The organism is Kineothrix sp. IPX-CK (assembly GCF_039134705.1).
Lineage (GTDB): Bacteria > Bacillota > Clostridia > Lachnospirales > Lachnospiraceae > Kineothrix > Kineothrix sedimenti.
Genome location: NZ_CP146256.1, coordinates 3,006,155 through 3,026,968 on the forward strand (window position 1 = coordinate 3,006,155; position 20,814 = coordinate 3,026,968).

A 20,814-nucleotide genomic window follows, 5' to 3' on the forward strand; every position below is an offset into this window, starting at 1 on the left:
CAGTTCTTATATGCCCAGTCCCAGCTCCGCCATGTGCTCGGCAATACTTTCCATATCCTCGTAAGCGGATTCGCCGTCCCATCTTTCTTTGCTCCATATTTCGATTCTGCTGGCTACACCAATAAGAACAACGTCTTTAATAATACCTGCGAAATCCTTAAGCACCGATGGAACCAAGATTCTTCCCTGCTTGTCCACTTCCACGCTGGCCGCTCCGGCAAGGAAGAAACGGACAAAGGTTCGCGCATCCTTGTTCGTTAACGGCAGTCCTTTAAGTTTCTCTTCGAATGCAGCCCATTCCTCGTTATCGTACACAAATAAGCAGCCATCCAACCCCTTCGTAACGACAAACTCTTCACCGAGAGTTTCACGGAATTTTGAAGGAATGATCAGCCGGTTTTTCGCATCGATTGTATGGTTGTATTCTCCCATAAACATAAAGCTCACCTGCCAATACCATTTAAAAAGCGGTCTGCCACTTTTCGATGTGTTATGCTGCCACTTTCTACCACTTCACACCACTTTCTACCACTTTTAATTTGATTTTATACTAATTATTAATGTTTGACAAGCTACTTTTAATATTTTCCAATAAAAAATGCACTTTTTAGTTCCCTAAAAAGTGCATTTTTTCGGCATTTTCAATATATTGTGTGAACAAATGTTCCTTGTACTAGATATGGATTCCCTATACATTAAAACGGAATAAAATAACATCTCCATCTTTTACCACATATTCCTTGCCTTCCATTCCCACAAGCCCTTTTTCCCTCGCGGCAGAAAGTGAGCCCTGCGCTAAAAGGTCTTTATAATTCACCACCTCGGCCTTGATGAAGCCTCTCTCGAAATCCGTATGGATCTTTCCTGCGGCCTGAGGTGCTTTCGTTCCGATCTTAATGGTCCACGCCCTGGTCTCGTCCTCTCCTGATGTTAAGAAACTATGCAGGCCCAAAATATGGTAGCTGGCCCTGATCAGCTTTTCAAGCCCCGATTCCTTAAGTCCCAGGTCCTCTAAGAACATGGCCTTTTCATCCTCATCCAGCTCCGCGATCTCCTGCTCTATCTGGGCACAGATAACGAATACTTCGCTGCCGCTTTTCGCCGCAAATTCTCTCACCGCCGAAACTCCCTGATTATCCGCTCCGTCATTCGCCAGATCTTCCTCCGCCACATTGGCTGCGAAGATAACCGGCTTATAGGTAAGCAAATTATAAGAAACAAGCAGATTCAATTCGTCCTCGTCCTCAGACTCGAAGCTGCTGGCAAGCTTGCCTTCTTCCAAATGAGCCTTTACCCTTTCCAGCAGTGCCGCTTCCTTGGCGAGCGTCTTATCCATTTTCGCTCCCTTACCCGTTTTGGCTATTCTTCTATCCAGAATCTCCATATCGGAGAAAATAAGTTCTAAATTTATGGTTTCAATATCCCTTAAAGGATCGACGCTCCCATCCACATGAACTACGTTGGAATCCTCGAAGCACCTTACTACATGTACAACGGCATCCACTTCCCTGATGTTGCTCAAGAACTGATTGCCCAGCCCCTCTCCCTTGGAGGCACCCTTTACCAGACCTGCGATATCTACGAATTCAATAACCGCAGGAGTAACCTTCTTGGACTTATACATATCTCCTAATAATTTCAGCCTTTCATCCGGCACCGCTACAATACCGATATTCGGATCGATCGTACAAAAGGGGTAGTTTGCGGATTCCGCTCCCGCCTTCGTTAACGAATTAAATAAGGTACTCTTTCCCACATTGGGAAGACCTACTATGCCTAGTTTCATCTTTCCTTTATCTCCTTTTGAAGTTTCTCAGTATTTCTTTTGTTCCCGCAGTTCTTCGTACAGCATTTTATAATTATGGTATCTGACAGGACTTATCCTGCCCTCCTCAAGCGCTTCCTTCACTTTACAGTCCGGCTCACCTATGTGGACACAGCCTGCGAACCTGCAGCCTTCTTCATATTCTTCGAATTCCGGATAGTAGTCCTTCAGCTCCTCCTTCTCCATATCGAACAGCTGCAGGGAAGTAAATCCCGGCGTATCCATAATATACGTATCTCCATGCAAGGCAATGATTTCCGAATGTCTGGTCGTATGTTTTCCTCTTTCTATCTTCCTGCTGATATCTCCGATTTCCATATTGGCCTTCGGATTCAGTCTGTTTATGATAGAAGACTTACCCACGCCGCTGGGACCTGCCACCGCCGTCGTCTTTCCCTCAAGCAAGCGCTTAAGCTCTTTCATCCCTTGCCTTTTTCTGGCACTGACAAACAGCACGAGGTAGCCGCAGCTTTCATAGGCCCGCCGCAGCTCCTGTTTTTCCTTTTTTGTCGCAATATCCTGTTTATTAAAACAAATAACGCTGTTAAGCCCCTGCTTCTCCATCATGATGAGAAACCGGTCCAGAAGATTGAAATTAGGCTCCGGCTTCACAATTGCAAAGATTACAAGCGCCTGATCGATATTCGCTACCGCAGGCCGTATCAGCTCGTTGCGGCGGGGCAATATCTGCGCGATATTTCCAAACAGCGCCTCCTCATCCAGGACATCCATGAGCACATTGTCGCCGACTAACGGCTTTATATTATCCTTACGAAAAACTCCTTTCGCCTTGCACTCATATATTTTACCTTGTGTATCGGCCCCGTCCTGCACATACACATAATAAAATCCGGCAATACCCTTAATAATTTTCCCTTGTATACTATGCATACTCTTCTTTCCTTAGGCTAAGATTCCGGCGTAAATTGAATTTCTCTCGTTAGCGTCTTCTGAGTAGAAGTTCCTTCTGTGGTAGTCACTTCTCCCGTATCGGGATTCGTCACCGTCTGCGAATCGGTTGTTACCGTATACGTGAAGGTAATCGTTCCCGTTCCCGATTTGATTCCCGTATAGTTGACCGATATCGGGAAGGATGTCGTATTCGTATTTAAAAGCTGGATTCCATCTGCCGTATCCACTGTAACCGTAACGCTCAGCCCGTCTCTGTATTCGGGGTCTTCTTCCGCCGTAGGCGCTTGGATACTTCCACTATAGCTGTAAGTGGACTGCTTCGGTCCCAGACTTACTTTTAAATCGATAGCTGTTCCGCTGTCCACATAAGAGCCTACGGAATAGCTCTGATAGCATACGAGCCCTGTTAAGGAGGCGTCATCGTTATTTACCTCAGATACGCTTCCTACCTTTAATCCCGCCTCCGTCAGCGTCGCCATGGCATCCATTTCCGACACTCCGACCAGATTAGGCACCCTGATCTTGTTATCCTCCGGGCCCTGGCTGATACGTATAGTAACCGCTGAACCGCTGGGCGCTTTCGTTCCTCCCTCCGGCGTCTGGGAAATGACATTCCCCTTGGCTACCTGTGCGTCGTAGCTCTCCGTCTTGTTTACGGTGAAGCCTTTTCCTTCCAGGTTAGCCACCGCTTCCGCCGTGGATTTCCCCACGATATCCGGCACTTCTATACCGCTCGTTCCGGAATTGACCGTAAGAATGATTTCTGTGCCGGAATCCACCATCTGACCGATGCCGACATTACATTCCAGTACAAGCCCTTCATCATATTGAGAATCTTCTTTGTAAGTAATTTCCGGTGTTAGGCCCAAGCCCAAAAGCTCCGCCTTAACCTCCTCGATCTGACGTCCCACTACTTTAGGCATCTCTACCTTGCCGGACTCCTCCTGCGTTTCCTCGCCTTCCGAACCTCCAAAGGGCAGGATTCCCAGAGTCTTTCCAACAAGGAACAGTACGATAAATCCGATGAGAAGGGCAGCAGCAATGGCAAGTACTGTAGTAATACGTTCCATCTTGGAATCGTATTCTTCCTCTTCATCGTCCTCATCCTCCATATCATCGATATCCTCGTCTTCTTCCTCCTCGTCCTCTTCTTCCTCCTCATAGATTGGACGGACGTTCTTATTCTTCTTAAGGCGGAGCTCCTCTTCCATGGAATCCCTTCTGTCGGACTGCTTTTTAATTTGTACCATATCCTTATCGGTAATCATCCTTGTGGACGCTTCTTCATTTGGGTTCACGATTTTAACGAAGTCCTCATCGGGATTGATCAATGACTGTTTCAAGTCCGCAATGAGGTTTCCCATGGACTGATATCTTCTATCCGGGCTTTTCTGGCAGCATTTAAATACAATCTGCTCGACGCTGACCGGTATCTCTGAGATATATTCTCTTGGTGACGGCAACGGCTCCTGTATATGCTTGATGGCTATCGCTACCGTTGTCTCCCCATTAAAAGGAACTCTTCCGGTAAGCATTTCGAACATGGTAATACCCAGAGAATAAATATCGCTCTTTTCGTCGCTGTATCCTCCTCTGGCCTGTTCCGGTGAAGTGTAGTGAACGGAGCCCATAACATTGGACGTGATCGTATTGCTGGTCGCGGCCTTGGCAATGCCGAAATCTGTTACCTTTACTTTGCCTTCCTTGGAAATAATAATATTTTGAGGCTTGATATCCCTATGGATAATATGATTTTTATGTGCGGCTTCTATTCCCATGGAAACCTGAATGGCAATACTAACAGCCTCTTTTACGGAGAGGCGCGCTTTCTTTTCGATGTACTGCTTTAACGTAATGCCTTCCACAAGTTCCATAACGATGTAATAAATACCGTTTTCCTCGCCCACGTCGTATACGTTTACGATATTGGGGTGCATGAGTCCGGCTGCCGCCTGAGCCTCCACCCGGAACTTGGAAACAAAATTCGCATTTTCAGAGAATTCCTGCTTCAGTACCTTAATTGCCACATTTCTGTTCAGCTTATGATCTTTCGCCTTGTATACGTCCGACATTCCGCCGGTTCCAATTTTTTCCAGTACTTCATACCGGTCACCGATTATCATTCCAATTTTAATCATTTTCCACCTCGTCTGCAAACGGTTCGATAATAATTACCGCAATATTATCCTTACCGCCGTTATTATTGGCCGCCATAACCAATTCTTCCGCTTTTTCCTCTACGCTTTTTGGCGAGCCCAGAATCATTCGGATTTCTCCGTCCTCCAGCATATTGGTCAATCCATCCGAACACATTAACACAATATCGCCGGGCATGAGCTCTACGTTAAAAAAGTCCACCTCTACAGTATCTTTGGCACCAATCGCTCTGGTGATTATATTTTTATCCGGGTGGCTTCTCGCCGACTCTCTGTCGATGCCCCCCATTCGGACCATCTCCTCTACCAAGGAATGATCCCTTGTAATCTGTTCAATTTTTCTGTCGCTTACTACGTACAGCCTGCTGTCTCCTACATTGGCGACCTCCAGATATTTGCCGTTCAAGCACGTTGCCGCCACTACCGTAGTTCCCATTCCTGCAAGAGCCTCCTCTTCCTCGGCCTTTTTCCTGATATGCTCGTTGGCCGCCTCGATGGCTTTACCTAGTATTTTAACCGGGCTTTTTTCGAAGGAACGCTCTATTTCTTCCCGCATGGTTTCTACCGTATATTTGGATGCGTAGTCCCCTGCATTATGTCCGCCCATTCCGTCTGCAACGATAAATATATTCGGGAGATTTCCTACGGGAGTGTCGGATACAAATACATAATCCTGATTTAATTTTCTCTTTTTTCCAATATCCGTAACGGAAAACGTCTTTAACACCTTAAAACCTCCTGTATCTATTGATGAATGACCTTTCGGCGAAGCTGCCCGCAGGCTCCATCAATATCTCTGCCCATTTCCCTTCTTATAGTAACATTTATTCCGTTTTTTTCAAGTTTATTTTTAAATGCCATCGCTTTCTCATGGGTACTGGACACATAATCCCGTTCTTTTATGGGATTTACCGGAATGAGATTGACATGACAGTTTAAGTGCCTTATGAGCGCTATTAGTTCTCTCGCATCCTCATCCGTATCGTTTATGCCTCCTACAAGGCTGTATTCAAAAGTAATTCTTCTTCCGGTCTTCTCAAAATAGTATGCACAAGCCTCTATCAGTTCATCCAGCCCATACCGGTTGGCGATGGGCATAAGCCTTTTTCGTTTCTCATCAGTCGTCGCATGAAGGGACAGCGCCAGCGTAATCTGCAGCTTTTCCTCCGCAAGCTCCCGCATCCTGGGCACGATGCCGCAAGTAGAAACTGTAATATTTCTCTGGCTTATATTTAAGCCGTCCGCGTCTGTAAGCAGCCTTATAAATCGCAGCACGTTGTCGTAGTTATCCATGGGCTCCCCCGTCCCCATCACCACCACGTTAGAGACCTTTTCTCCCGTCAGCCGCGTTATGGCATAAATCTGATCTAACATCTCCGAAGGCGTAAGGGAACGTTCCAGCCCATCTAAGGTAGAAGCACAGAAGGTACAGCCCATCCGGCAGCCCACCTGTGAGGAGATGCAGATAGAGTTTCCGTGCTTGTACTTCATCCATACGCTCTCTACCATATTTCCGTCTTCCAGCTCAAAAAGAAATTTCTTCGTGCCGTCAATCTTGGATTCTTGCACCGTCACTTCTTTTAAATCGGTAAAATCATAATTTTCCTCACACTTTCTCTTCAATTCTCTGGATATATTTGTCATATCGTCAAAGTGTCTAACGAGCTTTACATGCATCCATTCATAAAGTTGTCCGGCACGGAATGATTTCTCTCCCATGCCTGCCAAATCTTCTTTCAACTCGGAAAGCGTCATCGATTTTATATCTTTCTTCATACCCTTCCTCTTTAAAATCTTTCATACATGCCGTTTGAATCTCGCAATGAAGAATCCGTCCGTCTCTTCAAGTCCCGGTAAAAGCTGCCTGGAATCGATAAATTCAAAAGGATAATTATGGGCGAACCACTCCGCTACCCTTTCGTTTTCTTCTTTGTGAATCGTACATGTGCTATAAATAAGTACCCCGCCTGGCTTTACGTACTGCCATACGGCACTCAGTATTTTCTTCTGCAACAGAGGAAGTTCCTCCAGTGCTTCTTTCGTTATGTTATATTTAATGTCCCGTTTTTTTCCCACAATGCCCAGCCCCGAACAAGGCAGATCTGCCAGAACAACATCCGCCTTTTCGTTCAGCGTCTCGTCGTAAACCGTAGCATCATAAGCCTCTGTCGTTATATTAGCAAGGCCCTGGCGCTGTATATTCTCTTCGATGAGGGCTGTCTTCTCCTCCGTCAGGTCTCTGGCCAGAACTCTTCCTCTGCCCTTCAGCTTGAGCGCCGCATGGGTGGCCTTTCCTCCCGGAGCAGCACACACGTCAAGAATGAAATCGCCTTCTTTTATCCCCGCATTCTCCACACAGAGCATGGAGCTTACATCCTGTACGGTAAGAAGCCCTTCCTCAAAGCCCGGAATACTCCTCACCCCGTCCAAGTGTTCAAGTTCATAGGCATAGGACAGATACGGATGCTTCCTTATCCTTATTCCTGCCTCTTCGATTCTCTTTAAAAGAGCCTCTTTCTCTGCCTCGTTCATGGTCTCCTTTAACCGGACCGTTACCGGACGGACGGCGAGCATCGCCTGAAGCATCCTTTCTGTCTGCTCTATGCCGTAGTCCTCCATCCACATGGAAATAAGGAATTCAGGCATGGAATACCACACCGACAAATATTCCGCTTTATTCTTCTCCTTATCGGGATAGGATATTTCTGTCTTCTGTCTGGCAATGTTACGGAGTACACCGTTGATAAAACCCTTTAACGACTGAAATTTCCTTTTGTTAGCTAACTTTACCGCCTCGTTGCAGACGGCTGAGTCGGGAACCCCGTCCATAAACAGTATTTGATATACGCTCATGCGAAGAAGGTTTCGAATGAGCGGCTTCATTTTTTTTACCGGAACTTTGGAATAACTGTCCAGAATATAATCTATCTGTATTCGTCTTTCAAGCGTTCCCTCCGTCACTCTTTTGATAAACGCTTTTTCCTGTGCCGTCAGATAATCGTATTTATCGAGTACGCTTCGCATTAAAATGTGGCTGTAGGTCTTTTCCTTTTCTATCTCTAACAGCATATCCAGAATCAGTTCTCTTATATTCATAAAAAATGTCCTTCCGGTTATCAGTCATCGCTTCGTCTGTTTCCGAACAGAAGAAGCAGACGAAGAAGCTGTAACAGCGAGGATGCCACACCCGCCACATAGGTGAGTGCCGCTGCGCTTAAGACCTTTTTACAGCTGGCAGTTTCCTCTCCTCCGGTGATTCCATAGTCCTGAAGCATCACAAGCGCTCTGGAAGAGGCATTGTATTCCACGGGAAGGGTAACGATCTGAAACAATATCGCTATTGCAAATACCCATATTCCCACCTGAACAAGGGTGGAATACATTCCGAGTATCACGCCCAGAAGAATCAGCGGGATGCTCAGCGTAGAACTGATATTTGCAATAGGGGCAAGCGCATTACGAAAACGTATCGGCACATATTCCTCCTTATGCTGCACGGCGTGTCCGCATTCGTGGGCCGCAACGCCTAAGGCCGCAATAGAGGCGGATCCATAAGTGCGGTCCGACAGCCTGAGAACCTTATTCTTAGGGTCATAATGATCGGTGAGATTCCCTGATACACGTTCGATTCTCACATCATGAATCCCGGAATAGCTAAGAATTCTCGCCGCCGCTTCGGCTCCGGTCAGTCCGCTCCTGCTCCGTATCTTTTCATATTTATTATAAGTGCTGTTCAGCCTGCTGCTGGCCGCAATACACAAAATCGCTCCAATCAGCACCAGAATATAAGTAGGGTCCATATAATATCCGTAATATCCATACATAAATGTCAACCTCCGTATCTATTTAAGTGAAGTGAACTTCACAAGGTGAATTAATTTTCACCGGGTGAAGCAAACTCTATCTTTCTTATCTGCCAAGAATTGTGTCCGGCTTCAGCGCATATCCGAGTAAAAAATCCTTTACACTCATCCTCTTTTTCCCCTCTAGCTGCACCTGTGTTACCTTCAATTCCCCTTTTCCTGTTTTCACATAAAAAGCGTCCTTTTCCACCTTCGTCACAGTACCCGCCTGCGCCGGTCCCTCTTCCAGTTCCCCGGGCTCCGCTTCCCATATTTTCAAAGTCTTGCTGTCATAATAAGTATACGCGCTTGGCCACGGATTCAGTCCTCTGATGAGCCTGTCGATAACCAAAGCCTCTTTTGTCCAGTCGATGTGCCCTTGGGATTTCTTAAGCACCGTCACATACGTGGCATCTTCCTCCTTCTGCTTTTCCGGAATCAGCTTTCCATCCTCTATCAGAGGAAGCGCCTGTACAATGAGCTTTGCTCCCGCTTCACACAACTTATCGTGTAAGGATTCTCCGGTTTCCTTTTCAGAGATAGGTACCGTACATTTCATAAGCATATCACCGGTATCTATTCCCTTGTCCATCTGCATAATCGTAATACCGGTTTCATTTTCTCCGTTTAGGATCGCCCCTTGAATCGGTGCGGCTCCCCGGTACTTGGGAAGAAGGGAAGCATGAATGTTGATACAGCCATATCTTGGCATATTCAATATTTCCTCCGATAATATCTGTCCAAATGCGGCTACCACGAAAATATCCGCTTCGTATTTTCTAAGCTCCTCCACCGCCTCCGGTGCCTTTACTTTAACCGGCTGGAAAACGGGAATGCCATATTTCAGCGCACACTGTTTTACCGGCGGCATCTGTAATTCCGGAATATTCTTATCCTTCCCTCTCCCCTTAGGCTTATCAGGCTGCGTCACCACCGCGGCGACCTGATAACCTGCGCCCACGATTGCTTCCAAAGAGCCGACAGCATAATCCGGGGTTCCCATAAAGACTATTTTCATTCCTCATCCTCCAAATCCAGATCGGAAGCATCCATCAGCTCTCCCTCTACCTTATCCACGTAGAGCTGACCGTCCAAGTGGTCCAGCTCATGGCAGATAGCACGTGCCAAAAGTTCCGTTCCTTCAATTTCATAAGACTCCATGTTCTCATTTAAAGCTACAGCCTTCACATAGTTTGGCCTCGTAACTATTCCCGTCTTGCCTGGAACACTAAGACACGCCTCGCTGCCCGTCTGCTCACCGCTCACTTCCACGATCCGCGGATTGATGAGCACATAAGGATCCTCTCCCGTCACATCAATTACAACGATTCTTTTTAATATACCCACCTGTGGTGCCGCAAGTCCTACGCCGTAAGCTTCATACATGGTATCGAACATGTCGTCGATCAGCTCTCTGATGCGGGGCGTCATTTCCTTTACCTCTTTACATTTTTTTGTTAATACATCGTCTCCAATTTCTCTTATGTTTCTGATTGCCATCGTTATTTCATCCTTTCTAATAAGAACTCATCGGGTCGAAATCAAACTGAACCGTCTCCGTTTTCAGCTCCTCCTTTTTTCTCCGCTCTCCGATATAAGTTTCCAGCATATTTTTTATTTCTACCAGATTATGATATTCGGTATTCTTAATGTAGAGCATATAACGGTAAATATCGTTTACCCTTCCTACCGACGCCGGCGCCGGCCCGATGACACCGGTGCCGTCATCAACAGCCTTTGCCTTTTGCTTTACCAGCTCTCCCATCGCCTTAGCGAGCTCGAGTCCTGACTCCTCCTTCGGCGAAGCGATGAGCACGGCCAGCATATGGGCCGCAGGCGGATAGTGAAGCAGCTCTCTGAAAAACATCTCCTCTTCATAAAAGGATCGATAATCCTGACTCGCTGCATGTACGATGCTATAGTGCTCCGGGTCATAGGTCTGGATGACTACTTCTCCCGGCTTGCCGCTTCTTCCGGCCCGCCCTGCTGCCTGTGTCAGCAACTGGAAGGTACGCTCACCCGCCCGGTAGTCATTCACATGCAGGGATAAATCCGCTGCCAGAATTCCTACTAATGTCACATCCGGAAAATCGTGTCCCTTTACGATCATTTGTGTGCCTACCAAGACATCGGCTTCCCCGTTAGCGAAACCGCTCAGAATCTCTTCATAGCTATCCTTCGTGCGGGTAGTATCCGCATCCATCCGAAGCACCCTCGCCCTCGGGAATTCCTTATGAAGTACTTCCTCTATCTGCTGAGTTCCCGCCCGAAATCCCAGAATATATTTGGAGCCGCAGGAAGGACAGAGTTTCACCGACGGCTCCTCGTGTCCGCAGTAGTGACAAATCAACTTCCCGTTTCTATGCTCCGACAGCGAAACGTCACAGTGGGGGCACTTCATCACGTGTCCGCAAGCGCGGCAAGAGACAAAACCCGCATAACCTCTCCGGTTCAGGAAGAGAATGGTCTGCTCTCCCGCTTTTAAACGTTCCCCTATCAGGTCGTGAAGCCTTCTGCTGAAAATGGAGCGATTTCCCTCCTTTAATTCTTCCCTTAAATCTACAGTATAAACAGCGGGCAGCTCTCCTCCTGCCTGCCTTTTCTTAAGCTCGTATAACTTATATTCTCCTTTTTTTGCCTTATAATAGGATTCCAAGGAGGGGGTCGCGGAACCCAATACCACGAAAGCTCCATGCATGGAGGCAATTTTTATTGCGGTCTCCCTCGCATGATATTTCGGCATGGCTTCGCTTTTATATGTACTTTCGTGTTCTTCATCTATAATAATCAGTCCCAGATCAGGAAAAGGGGTGAAGAGTGCAGACCTCGGTCCGATGATTACATCAATTTCCCTCTTTTTCGCCCTTTCACACTGGTCGTATTTCTCCCCTTTGGATAAGGTAGAATTCATCACCGATACTCTGCTGCCGAAGCATTTATAAAAACGCAGTACCGTCTGATAAGTCAGTGCGATCTCCGGAATCAGGACAATGGCTTGTTTTCCTTTTTTTACGATATCTTCAATCAGCTTAAGATAGACCTCTGTCTTGCCGCTCCCTGTAATTCCATGGATGAGGCAGGTAGTTCTTACGCCCGCTTCATATCCGGACATGATGTCCCTGTATATGAAGCTCTGTTCTTCGCTTAAATCCTTTTTGGCCCCATAACTCTCGTTTCGGACATCTTCCTTATCCGCCATAAGTTCTACGGGATTTCGGTAGCTGCTCTCTACCGTTATCTGAATAGCTCCCTGCTTTTCGAGACTCTCTAAGGTCTTCATGGAAACATGAAGCTTTCCGGTAAGAATCGGTACCGGAATCTCGTTTTCCTTTATCAGTTCCTCCAGCACCCTTGCCTTTGCTACCTGTTTCTTTGCACTGCAGACCTCAAGAGATGCCATTGCCTCATCCTTCGTCAGAAGAAGTTTGCATGCTTTCTTTTCCACCTTTTTTATCTTTTGTTTTGCGGGAAGCACGGTCTTTAAAGCCGCAATCATCGTGGAGCCGTACTGCTCTTTCATCCATGCCGCCAGACGAATATAATAGTCCTGAGCCGTTACATCCTTTTCCTCCGCATATGCTATACTTTTCAGCTTCTCCGGCGCAAACTCTGCCTTATCCGTTATTTCAATAACATAACCCTTTCTCAAATGATTACCCGCGCCGAAAGGCACTGCTACGCAGGCCCCCACATCAAGTCCACTCCGCAGCTGTGGAGGAATCACATACTGGAATGGGCGGTCTACCTTCTCGTGGGATATGTCGATTATAATGTTTGCATATTTTCCTTCCATCCGCGCTCCTTCAGGATATCCCGAATAAGGTCCCTCTCGTCCATCGGATATTTTATCCCTTCTATCTCCTGATAATCCTCGTGTCCCTTGCCGGCGAGAACTATGATATCTCCCGGCTCTCCGTGGTCGATCGCATATGCGATGGCCTCTTTTCTATCACAGACCTCGATATATTTCCCGTCGGTTCTTTTGATTCCTGTCTTAATGTCGTCTATGATATCCTGGGGCTTTTCAAATCTGGGATTATCCGAAGTGATAATAGTCAGATCCGCCAGCCTTCCGCTGACCTCTCCCATTTCATACCGCCGCATTTTCGAGCGGTTACCGCCGCAGCCAAACAGACATACCAGCCTATTGGGTTCATACTCCTTCAAAGTACTTAACAGGCTCTCCAGGCTCATGGCATTGTGCGCATAATCTATGATAAGCGTAAATTCATCAGACACCCTTACCATCTCTATTCTGCCCTTTATCCTCGCTTCCAGAAAAGCTTTTCTTATCGCCTCTACCCCAACGCCGAAATGCCTGCAAATGGCAATCGCAGTAAGCGCGTTGTATGCACTGAACCTTCCTGGATTGATCACCTCCAGAGTAAAATCCATGAGCCCCTTTACATCAAAGAGTATTCCCAGCTCTCCCGGCCTCTTAATGAGTGATAAGTTCTGTGCACTCAGATCTGCTTCTTTATCGAAACCATAGGTTTCTATCGTGCAGGTATGGTTCTTCGTCACTTCCCTCCAATGTGAGTCGTCCCTATTTATAATGCCTACCAGGCACTGCCTGAAAAGAAGTCCCTTACACGCCAAGTATTCTTCAAAATCCGCATGTTCGTCCTGACCGATATGATCCGGCTCCAAATTGGTAAATATTCCATAATCGAAAATAAAGCCCTGTGTTCTATGGAGCTTAAATCCTTGAGAGGAGGCCTCCATGACAACAACATCGCAGCCGGCATCCGCCATTTGCCTGAAATATTCCTGAATCAGATATGATTCCGGTGTAGTATTGACAGCGTGCAGCCTCTTCGTTCCTATGATCACTTCTATGGTTCCGATGAGCCCTACCTTATACCCCGCATTTTCCAAGATGGCCTTCACAAGGTATGAGGTCGTGGTCTTGCCCTTTGTTCCGGTAATTCCAATGATTTTCATCTGCTGCGCGGGATTGCCGAACCAGGCCGCCGATAAAAATGCCAGAGCATAACGGGTATCTGCCACTTTAATGATGGTAACTCCCATCTCCTCCGGCAATTCCACATCCTTCTCCACAACAAGAACTTTCGCACCCTTCTTAGCCACTTCTTTTGCAAAGTCATGACCGTCCGCCTTGGCTCCCGTAATGCAGACAAACAAGCACCCTTCCGTCACCTTCCGGGAATCATAAACTATCGCATTGACATCTCTGTCCGTCGTCCCCATCCGGCATTCATATTCCAGCTTTTCCAGCAATTTTTTCAATTCCATTATCGTTTTTCCCTCTTTTCTTTTAAAAGAATAGCATGGATATCCACTTTTTTCAACTTCTACCCTTAAGTCTTCCCCTTTATTAAAATACTTTCAGAAAGGTTTATACTTAATTTATTTTTTTTAAATAATTTGAACACACTTTCTTCACATATAAGCCTTATAGTATTAATCAAGATAGTTGAAAAACTCACTATCTCCCCCCCTCATAAGAAAATGCGAAAAGGTCCGGCAGCCCCGGACTTTTTTGCATGTTAGGATTCCTTCCCCTTTTCTCTTTTCACTTTCTCTTCTCAATCTGTACTTTATCGAGCAGTTCTTTCGAAAGCCTTAACGAAATCTCTCCGCTCTGAAACGTAGACGCACTGGAAGCCGCCGTTGCCGCCGCCCTCTTTAAGGAAGAAAAGTCATCCTCCCCCTCTAACATGGACATCGCATAGGAAGCTACTACGCTATCGCCGCAGCCCACCGTGTTTACCGCTTTTACAGAAGGAGCTTTGGCCCACAGCGCTCCTTCCCTGGAAACGGATAACAGTCCCTTGCTTCCCATGGAAACTACAACCTTCGCGATTCCTTCTTCACACAGTTTCCCTGCCGCATCCGCAACATCCTCTATATCTGTTAGTTTATGCCCTACCAGATATTCCAGTTCCTTTTGGTTGGGCTTTATCATATAAGGATGAGCCTCTATGCCGCAGCGAAGCGCTTCTGCACTTGTGTCCAGTATACAGATTTTTTGATTGTCATTTGCAAGTTTAATCAGCCTTTTATAAATATCGGACCGTATTCCTCTGGCTATGCTGCCGGAAAGCACGATCAGCTCGCACCTCGTTATCGCTTCTTCATAGCCTTTTACGAATATTTCCAATTCCTCATCAGAGACCTCCGGTCCCGGCTCAAGAAGCTCTGTAACATAGCCGTCCTTAGCTAGAACGTTAATGTTGCTCCTCGTCTCTCCTGCTACCCTGGTAAAGCGGCAGTCCGCTCCTATGCTATTCATGTAATCTTCAATAAACAACCCCGTATAACCGCCCAACAACCCGCATGTTGTAACGGGATATCCGCACTGCCTCAGTATCTTCGCCACATTAACGCCTTTTCCTCCCGCGATGTTCTGTGTCGTCTCTAGGCGGTTGACCTGTCCAAGAATCAGGGAGCCCGTCGTATACGTCTTATCCACTGCCGGATTCAATGTTACTGTTAAAATCATAGTCTTCCTCCTTCTTATTCTTCCTTATTTGTAATTTTGCAGGACGATTTGTATACTTTCCCTGCCTGCATAACTGTTGATGGAAGGATAATAAGTCATGCTTATGGTAATGTCCACTGCTGCGCCCTCAAGCATCCGCATTACGTTCCCCTTCCCTGCCTGTACGGCAAGAAACTCGTGAAACCTCTCCAGGTCTCCGAAGTATACCATCTCATAGGAACCGCCTTCTTCATCGTGTATTCGGTATTTGCCTACATTCTGATTCTTTCCCATTACTCTCGCATTTATAATATGTACGTTTTTCTGTGCAAAAACCGGTTTGCTGTTTCCTACGCCGAAAGGCTCCAAAAGCTCCAGCTCCCCGATGAGTTCCTTCGAAAGATAAGAAAAAGGCATCGCCGCATCGATATGCACCTTCTCCTCGTAATCTTCCTCAGTCAAACGGCAAACTTCGTTTATTTTTCTACGGAAACTTTCCACGTTTTCTTCCTCCATGGAAAGCCCGGCTGCCATTTTGTGTCCGCCATATTTTGTAAAATACTCCTTGCAAGCTGTCATTTCTTCATACATGTGATAGCCTTCGATGGAGCGCCCCGATCCCTTCACGCCATCCTCACCTCTGGTGAGCACAAAGACGGGTCTTCCGTACTTCTCCCGCAGCCGTCCCGCTATGATTCCTGCAAGGCTTTCATGACATTCCGGGAGATAAACGACGAGAACTTTGTCTTCCTTCCAGTCGTTTTTCTCGATACATTCCATCGCCTCCCCTGTTCCCTTTAATGTCATTTCCTTCCGGCTGTCGTTTAAATCCTTCAGTTCGGCAGCAATTTGCACCGCTTCCGAACGGCTCCTGCTGTTAAGAAGGCAAAGCGCCCTCCCTGCAGTATCCAGCCGTCCTGTGGCATTAATGCAGGGCCCAAGCACAAAGCCTATGTGATAGGCAGATAACATTTTACCTTCCAGCCCGCACACCTCTATTAAGGCCTTTAGGCCTTGATTCCTTGTGTGCTGCATATTTTCAAGTCCGCATTTTACAATAATACGGTTCTCGTCCCTCAGCTCCATCACGTCACAGACAGTTGCAAAAGCCGCAATTTCCAAAAGCTCTTCGATAATTTCCATTTCATTTTCCGGATGGAGAGAAGAAAACAAAGACTGAACCACCTTATATGCCACAACGCCTCCACATATATTTTTGTACGGATAAACGCACTCCTCTTGCTTTGGATTCACTACCGCATCTGCTTCCGGAAGAATGTAAACCCGCTTTCCGTTCTCCTCTTCATATGGAATCTCATGGTGGTCGGTAACAATTACACTCATCCCCAGCTCTTTGGCATAGGCCACCTGCGGCGCTGCCGCAATGCCGTTATCACATGTAACGATCGTGTCTATGCCATCGCTATGTGCTTCTTCGATCAACGAATCATTCAGCCCGTATCCGTCCTTTATTCTGTGAGGAATCACCGTATCCACATTTCCGCCGCAGGCAACTAACCCCCGCAGAAGGATGTAGGAGGAGCATATACCGTCTGCATCGTAATCCCCGATCACACGGATACTCTCCCCCTCCTTTATTTTACGGCAAAGCAGCTTCACCGCCTTATCCATATCCTTAAGCAGGTCCGGAGCATATAAGTCCTGTCTGCCGCCTTTGAGATACTTTCTTATCTCTTCCTCTTCAATTACATCTCTATTTCGTAGGATCCTCGCCAAGACAGGGTCGATATTATACTTTTTTGCAATTTTATTGAAATCAGCTTTTTTCGCTGATATGAACCACTGTGCCATAAAACCACTCCTTCGTCGCCGGCAGCATTACCATTGCTTGACAAGGTCACACACAGACGTGTAAGACCTTGCCAAACGATGGTACCATCAATCGATAAAGGCGGTACAACCAAACAGTTATACCGCCATAAGTATCCGTTTTGCCGGATTATTTTGCTTTTGCTTTCTTTACTATTTTAGTACGGAATATATACCACATCGCTCCTGAGAGGCAGATAGAGGAATAAGCTCCGCATATGGTCCCTACCATAAGGGGAAGTGCGAACTCCTTGATGCTTGTCACTCCAAAAACATACAAAGCCAGTATCATCAAAAATACCGTCAAGCTAGTAAAGATACTTCTGGATAACGTCTGGGTAATACTTCTGTTGACTAACTCCTTCAAATCCGTATTCTTTCCTGACAAGGCCAGATTCTCCCTGACGCGGTCGAAGATAACGATGGTCGAGTTGATGGAGAAACCCACAATAGTGAGCACACATGCTATAAAAGTGCCGCCTACGGATATTCTGGCCGCCGCATAGAACACGATTACCACCAGTGCATCGTTTAGCAGCGCTAACACAGAACTCGCACCGAAGCGGATATCCTTGAATCTAAACCAGATATAAACGAGAATACATATCATCGATATCACCAGCGCGATCAAAGCGTCCGACTGCATTTCACTACTGATTGCAGAGCTGATCGTTTCGGACGTAATCGTACTTTCATCCACAGAGAAGTTCTCTACCAAAGAATCCTTGACAGTCTGCCGTTCCTCCGAGTCCAAAGTTCTCGTCTTAAAGATAACCTGATTGGTATCCGCAACCTTCTGAGTCTGCACGTCGCCGTCACCTATAACATCTTCAATCAGCGGAACGACCTTGCTGTCAATATCGGCAATGGACAAGTCTTCGTTGAAGGTAACGTTCGTCGACGTTCCTCCCACGAACTCGAGACTATAGTTAAATGCGCTTCCCTTCGTCGTATGGTTGACACCCATTACGACAAAGCCTCCTACGATAATCGCTATGGAAATAGCGAAGAAAATCACTTTCTTGGATAAGAAGTCTATGGTCTTTATCTCTTTTCCCACACCGTACAGCTTGACGTTCTTAAGCCCTATCGCATAGCATGCATTCATGATCAGCTTCGTAACAAAAAGTGCTGTAAACATAGACAAAACGATACCTAACGCTAAAGTATGTGCAAAGCCCTTTACCGTACCCGAACCCTTTACCCCAAGAACGAGGGCTGCAATAAGAGTCGTAATATTGCTGTCGATGATGGCGGGCATAGCTCTTTCAAAACCGATCTTGATAGAGGTCGGAATCGTCTTGCCCGTAGCCAGCTCTTCTCTGATTCTGGCGAAGATAATAACGTTGGCATCCACCGCCATACCGATGGACAGGATAATGCCTGCGATACCCGGCAGTGTCAAAGTAATTTCAAAAGCATTCAAAAGCACTACGATGAGCGCCGTATAAATAGCAAGAGCCAGACTGGCCGCCGCTCCCATCACATAATATACGACTACCATAAATACAACTACCATAACGAAGCCGACAGCACCTGCCTTTAAGCTCGTGCTGATAGCCTCGGAGCCCAGCTGTGCGCCTACTACATTAGAACGAAGTTCCTCTAACTGCAGCTTCAGTCCGCCGATACGGATGGTAGAAGCCAGGCTTTCAGCCTCTTCATAGGAAGCCATTCCGGTAATGACCGCTTGTCCGTCCGTAATCTCAGCCTGTACGGCCGGAGCGCTGATAACCGCATTGTCATATATGATATAAATGATATCATTGGTAGGATAAGCAGCCTTCGTTGCCTCAGCAAACTTTTGCTTTCCTTCGTCCGTCATGGTGAGCTGTACGACAAACTGGCTGTTTCCCATACTGTCCTGCTGGGATCCTGCCTCCGCATTGGCAATATCGGTACCGGACAGAACTTCTTCATTAGCAGAATTCATAAATACGAGGGAACCAGGTTTACCAAGCTCCTCTAAGATGGCATTTTCGTCGGAAACACCCGGAATCTCAATATTGATTCTGTCCGCACCTTCCTGATATACCTGTGCCTCCGTGCTGTAGTTCTCGACACGCTTCTGTAATTTGTAGACGGTATCCGCCATATCCTCTTCAGTGGGAACTTCATCTCCCACTACCTGATAAGTTATGCTCACGCCCCCCGCAAGGTCAAGACCGAGCTTGATTCCCGAGGCTGCTCCGGCCTTTTCGGTTCCTATGCCTTCCACAGCCGCATAGGTAAGCCCGACAAGCGCTAATAACATTACAAGTAAAATAATGACCGCTTTTCTCTTTTTCATCTTCTTATTATCTCCTTTTTACTCAGCCAATGCTGCTTTTATCATAATAGCGCATTCTATGCGCTTTCTTTGCAGTTCGCAGCCCAAATCGTAGACGTCGTTTATATCGCCTTTAAAATTATAAGAATTCGCCGCGCAGCCTCCGCTGCAATAGAACTTGGCAAAACATTCCTTACACTTATCCTTTGAATATACGTTACAGGTTTTAAATTCTTCTTTAATATCGGTGCGAACAACACCTTCATCCACATTTCCCATCAAAAATTCTTCCTGCCCCACGAATTGATGGCATGGATACAAATCTCCCCATGGGGTCACCGCCAAATATTCCGTACCGGAGCCGCAGCCGGACAATCGCTTCGCTACGCACGGTCCGCCTTCCAGATCCACCATGAAATGAAAGAAATTGACCGGATTTCCCTTCCTTCTTCTCTCCAGCAGATCCAGTGCGAGCTTGTCATATTCGGCAAACAGCCTATCCAGATCCTCTTCCCGAAGCGCATAGTCCTCCTCCGGCTTCGCCACTACCGGTTCCACCGATATTTGCTCAAAGCCCAGATCCGCAAGGTGGGCCACATCTTCGGAAAAATCCTGATTATTTCTGGTAAAAGTACCTCTCACGTAGTAGTTCATCTGGTCTCTGCTCTCTGCGAGCCGTTTAAACTTAGGAACGATCTCCTCGTAACTGCCTTGTCCTCCTCTATGGGGGCGCATCTTATCATTCGTGCTCTTTCTTCCGTCAATACTGAGCACCACGTTGCTCATTTCCTTATTGACAAATTCCATGACCTTATCATTTAGCAGGACGCCGTTGGTCGTAAGGGTAAAGCGGAATTTCTTATGGTTCGCTTCCTCAAGACTTCGTCCGTAAGCTACCAGATCCTTAACCACCTGCCAGTTCATCAGAGGTTCTCCTCCAAAGAAATCTACTTCCAGATTGATACGGTTCCCCGAACCCGCCACCAGAAAGTCAAGTGCCTTCTTCCCCGTCTCAAAGCTCATAAGCGCCCGTCTTCCATGATACTCTCCCTCTTCCGCAAAGCAATATTTGCAGGCGAGATTGCAATCATGTGCTATATGCAGGCAAAGTGCCTTCACTACCGTCTCCCGGTTCTTAAAATCTCCGATATATTTTTCGTAAATATCCGGCGCATACAAAATTCCTTCCGCCTTCAGAGCCAGAATCTCCTCCAGAGCCTCTTTTATTTCCTCTTCTTCATAAGGAAGAAGCTCCTCCTTCAACGCTGCGCTTGTGAGCACATCCACATCCTCCGGCGTTCCCTCTTCCAGCAATTTCTCCACTATTTTCGTTAAATCATAAACAATGTCGTCCACCACATGTACTGCTCCGCTGTTCACATCCAGCACGATGTTGTATCCATTGTTCTTATACTGATGTATCACTTCATTATTTCCTTTCTTATTTCAGCTGCTTCTATCCGCTTTTCATATAAAACGTATAATAAGCAGCGATTCACATCGCTGCTTACAAAAACCTGTAATGTTGCTATTCT

The 20,814-nt window shown here is 46.6% G+C and carries 16 protein-coding genes; all 16 read right to left on the bottom strand.

The genetic code is table 11. The features are described from left to right. Positions 1 to 6: 6 nt before the first annotated feature. The gene (gene mraZ / locus V6984_RS14425; protein ID WP_342756313.1) at positions 7 to 438 is read right to left on the bottom strand and encodes a division/cell wall cluster transcriptional repressor MraZ; all 432 of its coding nucleotides are present in this window, start codon (positions 436 to 438) and stop codon (positions 7 to 9) included. Between the two features lie 250 nt (positions 439 to 688). Then, the gene (gene ychF, locus V6984_RS14430; protein WP_342756314.1) at positions 689 to 1,786 is read right to left on the bottom strand and encodes a redox-regulated ATPase YchF; all 1,098 of its coding nucleotides are present in this window, start codon (positions 1,784 to 1,786) and stop codon (positions 689 to 691) included. A gap of 27 nt (positions 1,787 to 1,813) precedes the next feature. Continuing rightward, positions 1,814 to 2,707: a ribosome small subunit-dependent GTPase A gene (gene rsgA / locus V6984_RS14435; RefSeq protein ID WP_342760016.1), complete on the bottom strand. Its 894-nt coding sequence runs from the start codon at positions 2,705 to 2,707 to the stop codon at positions 1,814 to 1,816. Positions 2,708 to 2,733: 26 nt separating this feature from the next. Then, the gene (gene pknB, locus V6984_RS14440; RefSeq protein ID WP_342756315.1) at positions 2,734 to 4,875 is read right to left on the bottom strand and encodes a Stk1 family PASTA domain-containing Ser/Thr kinase; all 2,142 of its coding nucleotides are present in this window, start codon (positions 4,873 to 4,875) and stop codon (positions 2,734 to 2,736) included. Continuing rightward, positions 4,868 to 5,620, bottom strand: a complete 753-nt coding sequence (locus tag V6984_RS14445; protein WP_342756316.1) for a Stp1/IreP family PP2C-type Ser/Thr phosphatase — start codon at positions 5,618 to 5,620, stop codon at positions 4,868 to 4,870. Before V6984_RS14445 ends, pknB begins: the two co-directional genes overlap by 8 nt. Positions 5,621 to 5,637: 17 nt before the next feature. Continuing rightward, a complete protein-coding gene (gene rlmN, locus V6984_RS14450; protein ID WP_342756317.1) occupies positions 5,638 to 6,669 on the bottom strand; it encodes a 23S rRNA (adenine(2503)-C(2))-methyltransferase RlmN in 1,032 nt (343 codons plus the stop codon). Positions 6,670 to 6,690: 21 nt separating this feature from the next. After that, the gene (gene rsmB, locus V6984_RS14455) at positions 6,691 to 7,989 is read right to left on the bottom strand and encodes a 16S rRNA (cytosine(967)-C(5))-methyltransferase RsmB (protein WP_342756318.1); all 1,299 of its coding nucleotides are present in this window, start codon (positions 7,987 to 7,989) and stop codon (positions 6,691 to 6,693) included. A 20-nt stretch (positions 7,990 to 8,009) separates the two neighbouring features. Further along, on the bottom strand, positions 8,010 to 8,717 hold the full coding sequence (locus V6984_RS14460; RefSeq protein ID WP_342756319.1) for a zinc metallopeptidase: 708 nt from the start codon (positions 8,715 to 8,717) through the stop codon (positions 8,010 to 8,012). Between the two features lie 85 nt (positions 8,718 to 8,802). Next, the gene (fmt, locus tag V6984_RS14465) at positions 8,803 to 9,753 is read right to left on the bottom strand and encodes a methionyl-tRNA formyltransferase (protein ID WP_342756320.1); all 951 of its coding nucleotides are present in this window, start codon (positions 9,751 to 9,753) and stop codon (positions 8,803 to 8,805) included. After that, a complete protein-coding gene (def, locus tag V6984_RS14470) occupies positions 9,750 to 10,235 on the bottom strand; it encodes a peptide deformylase (protein ID WP_342756321.1) in 486 nt (161 codons plus the stop codon). The genes fmt and def overlap by 4 nt, the downstream gene beginning before the upstream one ends. A gap of 16 nt (positions 10,236 to 10,251) precedes the next feature. Next, entirely contained in the window at positions 10,252 to 12,528 is a 2,277-nt protein-coding gene (gene priA, locus V6984_RS14475; RefSeq protein ID WP_342756322.1) for a replication restart helicase PriA, read from the bottom strand. Beyond that, complete coding sequence (locus V6984_RS14480) at positions 12,501 to 13,991, bottom strand: UDP-N-acetylmuramoyl-L-alanyl-D-glutamate--2,6-diaminopimelate ligase (RefSeq protein ID WP_342756323.1); 1,491 nt, start codon at positions 13,989 to 13,991, stop codon at positions 12,501 to 12,503. The genes priA and V6984_RS14480 overlap by 28 nt, the downstream gene beginning before the upstream one ends. A 280-nt stretch (positions 13,992 to 14,271) precedes the next feature. Beyond that, positions 14,272 to 15,201, bottom strand: coding sequence for a 1-phosphofructokinase (pfkB, locus tag V6984_RS14485; RefSeq protein ID WP_342756324.1), 930 nt, complete (start codon positions 15,199 to 15,201; stop codon positions 14,272 to 14,274). Between the two features lie 24 nt (positions 15,202 to 15,225). Then, positions 15,226 to 16,992 carry a single-stranded-DNA-specific exonuclease RecJ gene (gene recJ, locus V6984_RS14490; protein WP_342756325.1) on the bottom strand — a complete coding sequence of 589 codons (1,767 nt, stop codon included), beginning with the start codon at positions 16,990 to 16,992 and terminating at the stop codon, positions 15,226 to 15,228. A gap of 148 nt (positions 16,993 to 17,140) precedes the next feature. Beyond that, positions 17,141 to 19,300: a protein translocase subunit SecD gene (secD, locus tag V6984_RS14495; protein ID WP_342756326.1), complete on the bottom strand. Its 2,160-nt coding sequence runs from the start codon at positions 19,298 to 19,300 to the stop codon at positions 17,141 to 17,143. Between the two features lie 18 nt (positions 19,301 to 19,318). Next, positions 19,319 to 20,704 carry a thioether cross-link-forming SCIFF peptide maturase gene (gene scfB, locus V6984_RS14500; RefSeq protein WP_342756327.1) on the bottom strand — a complete coding sequence of 462 codons (1,386 nt, stop codon included), beginning with the start codon at positions 20,702 to 20,704 and terminating at the stop codon, positions 19,319 to 19,321. Positions 20,705 to 20,814 lie beyond the last annotated feature (110 nt).

Coding starts and splice junctions, on each gene's coding strand:
- mraZ (WP_342756313.1), bottom strand. CDS start 438: ATGTTTATGGGAGAATACAACCATACAATCGATGCGAAAAACCGGCTG.
- ychF (WP_342756314.1), bottom strand. CDS start 1,786: ATGAAACTAGGCATAGTAGGTCTTCCCAATGTGGGAAAGAGTACCTTA.
- pknB (WP_342756315.1), bottom strand. CDS start 4,875: ATGATTAAAATTGGAATGATAATCGGTGACCGGTATGAAGTACTGGAA.
- rlmN (WP_342756317.1), bottom strand. CDS start 6,669: ATGAAGAAAGATATAAAATCGATGACGCTTTCCGAGTTGAAAGAAGAT.
- rsmB (WP_342756318.1), bottom strand. CDS start 7,989: ATGAATATAAGAGAACTGATTCTGGATATGCTGTTAGAGATAGAAAAG.
- V6984_RS14460 (WP_342756319.1), bottom strand. CDS start 8,717: ATGTATGGATATTACGGATATTATATGGACCCTACTTATATTCTGGTG.
- fmt (WP_342756320.1), bottom strand. CDS start 9,753: ATGAAAATAGTCTTTATGGGAACCCCGGATTATGCTGTCGGCTCTTTG.
- def (WP_342756321.1), bottom strand. CDS start 10,235: ATGGCAATCAGAAACATAAGAGAAATTGGAGACGATGTATTAACAAAA.
- priA (WP_342756322.1), bottom strand. CDS start 12,528: ATGGAAGGAAAATATGCAAACATTATAATCGACATATCCCACGAGAAG.
- V6984_RS14480 (WP_342756323.1), bottom strand. CDS start 13,991: ATGGAATTGAAAAAATTGCTGGAAAAGCTGGAATATGAATGCCGGATG.
- pfkB (WP_342756324.1), bottom strand. CDS start 15,201: ATGATTTTAACAGTAACATTGAATCCGGCAGTGGATAAGACGTATACG.
- recJ (WP_342756325.1), bottom strand. CDS start 16,992: ATGGCACAGTGGTTCATATCAGCGAAAAAAGCTGATTTCAATAAAATT.
- secD (WP_342756326.1), bottom strand. CDS start 19,300: ATGAAAAAGAGAAAAGCGGTCATTATTTTACTTGTAATGTTATTAGCG.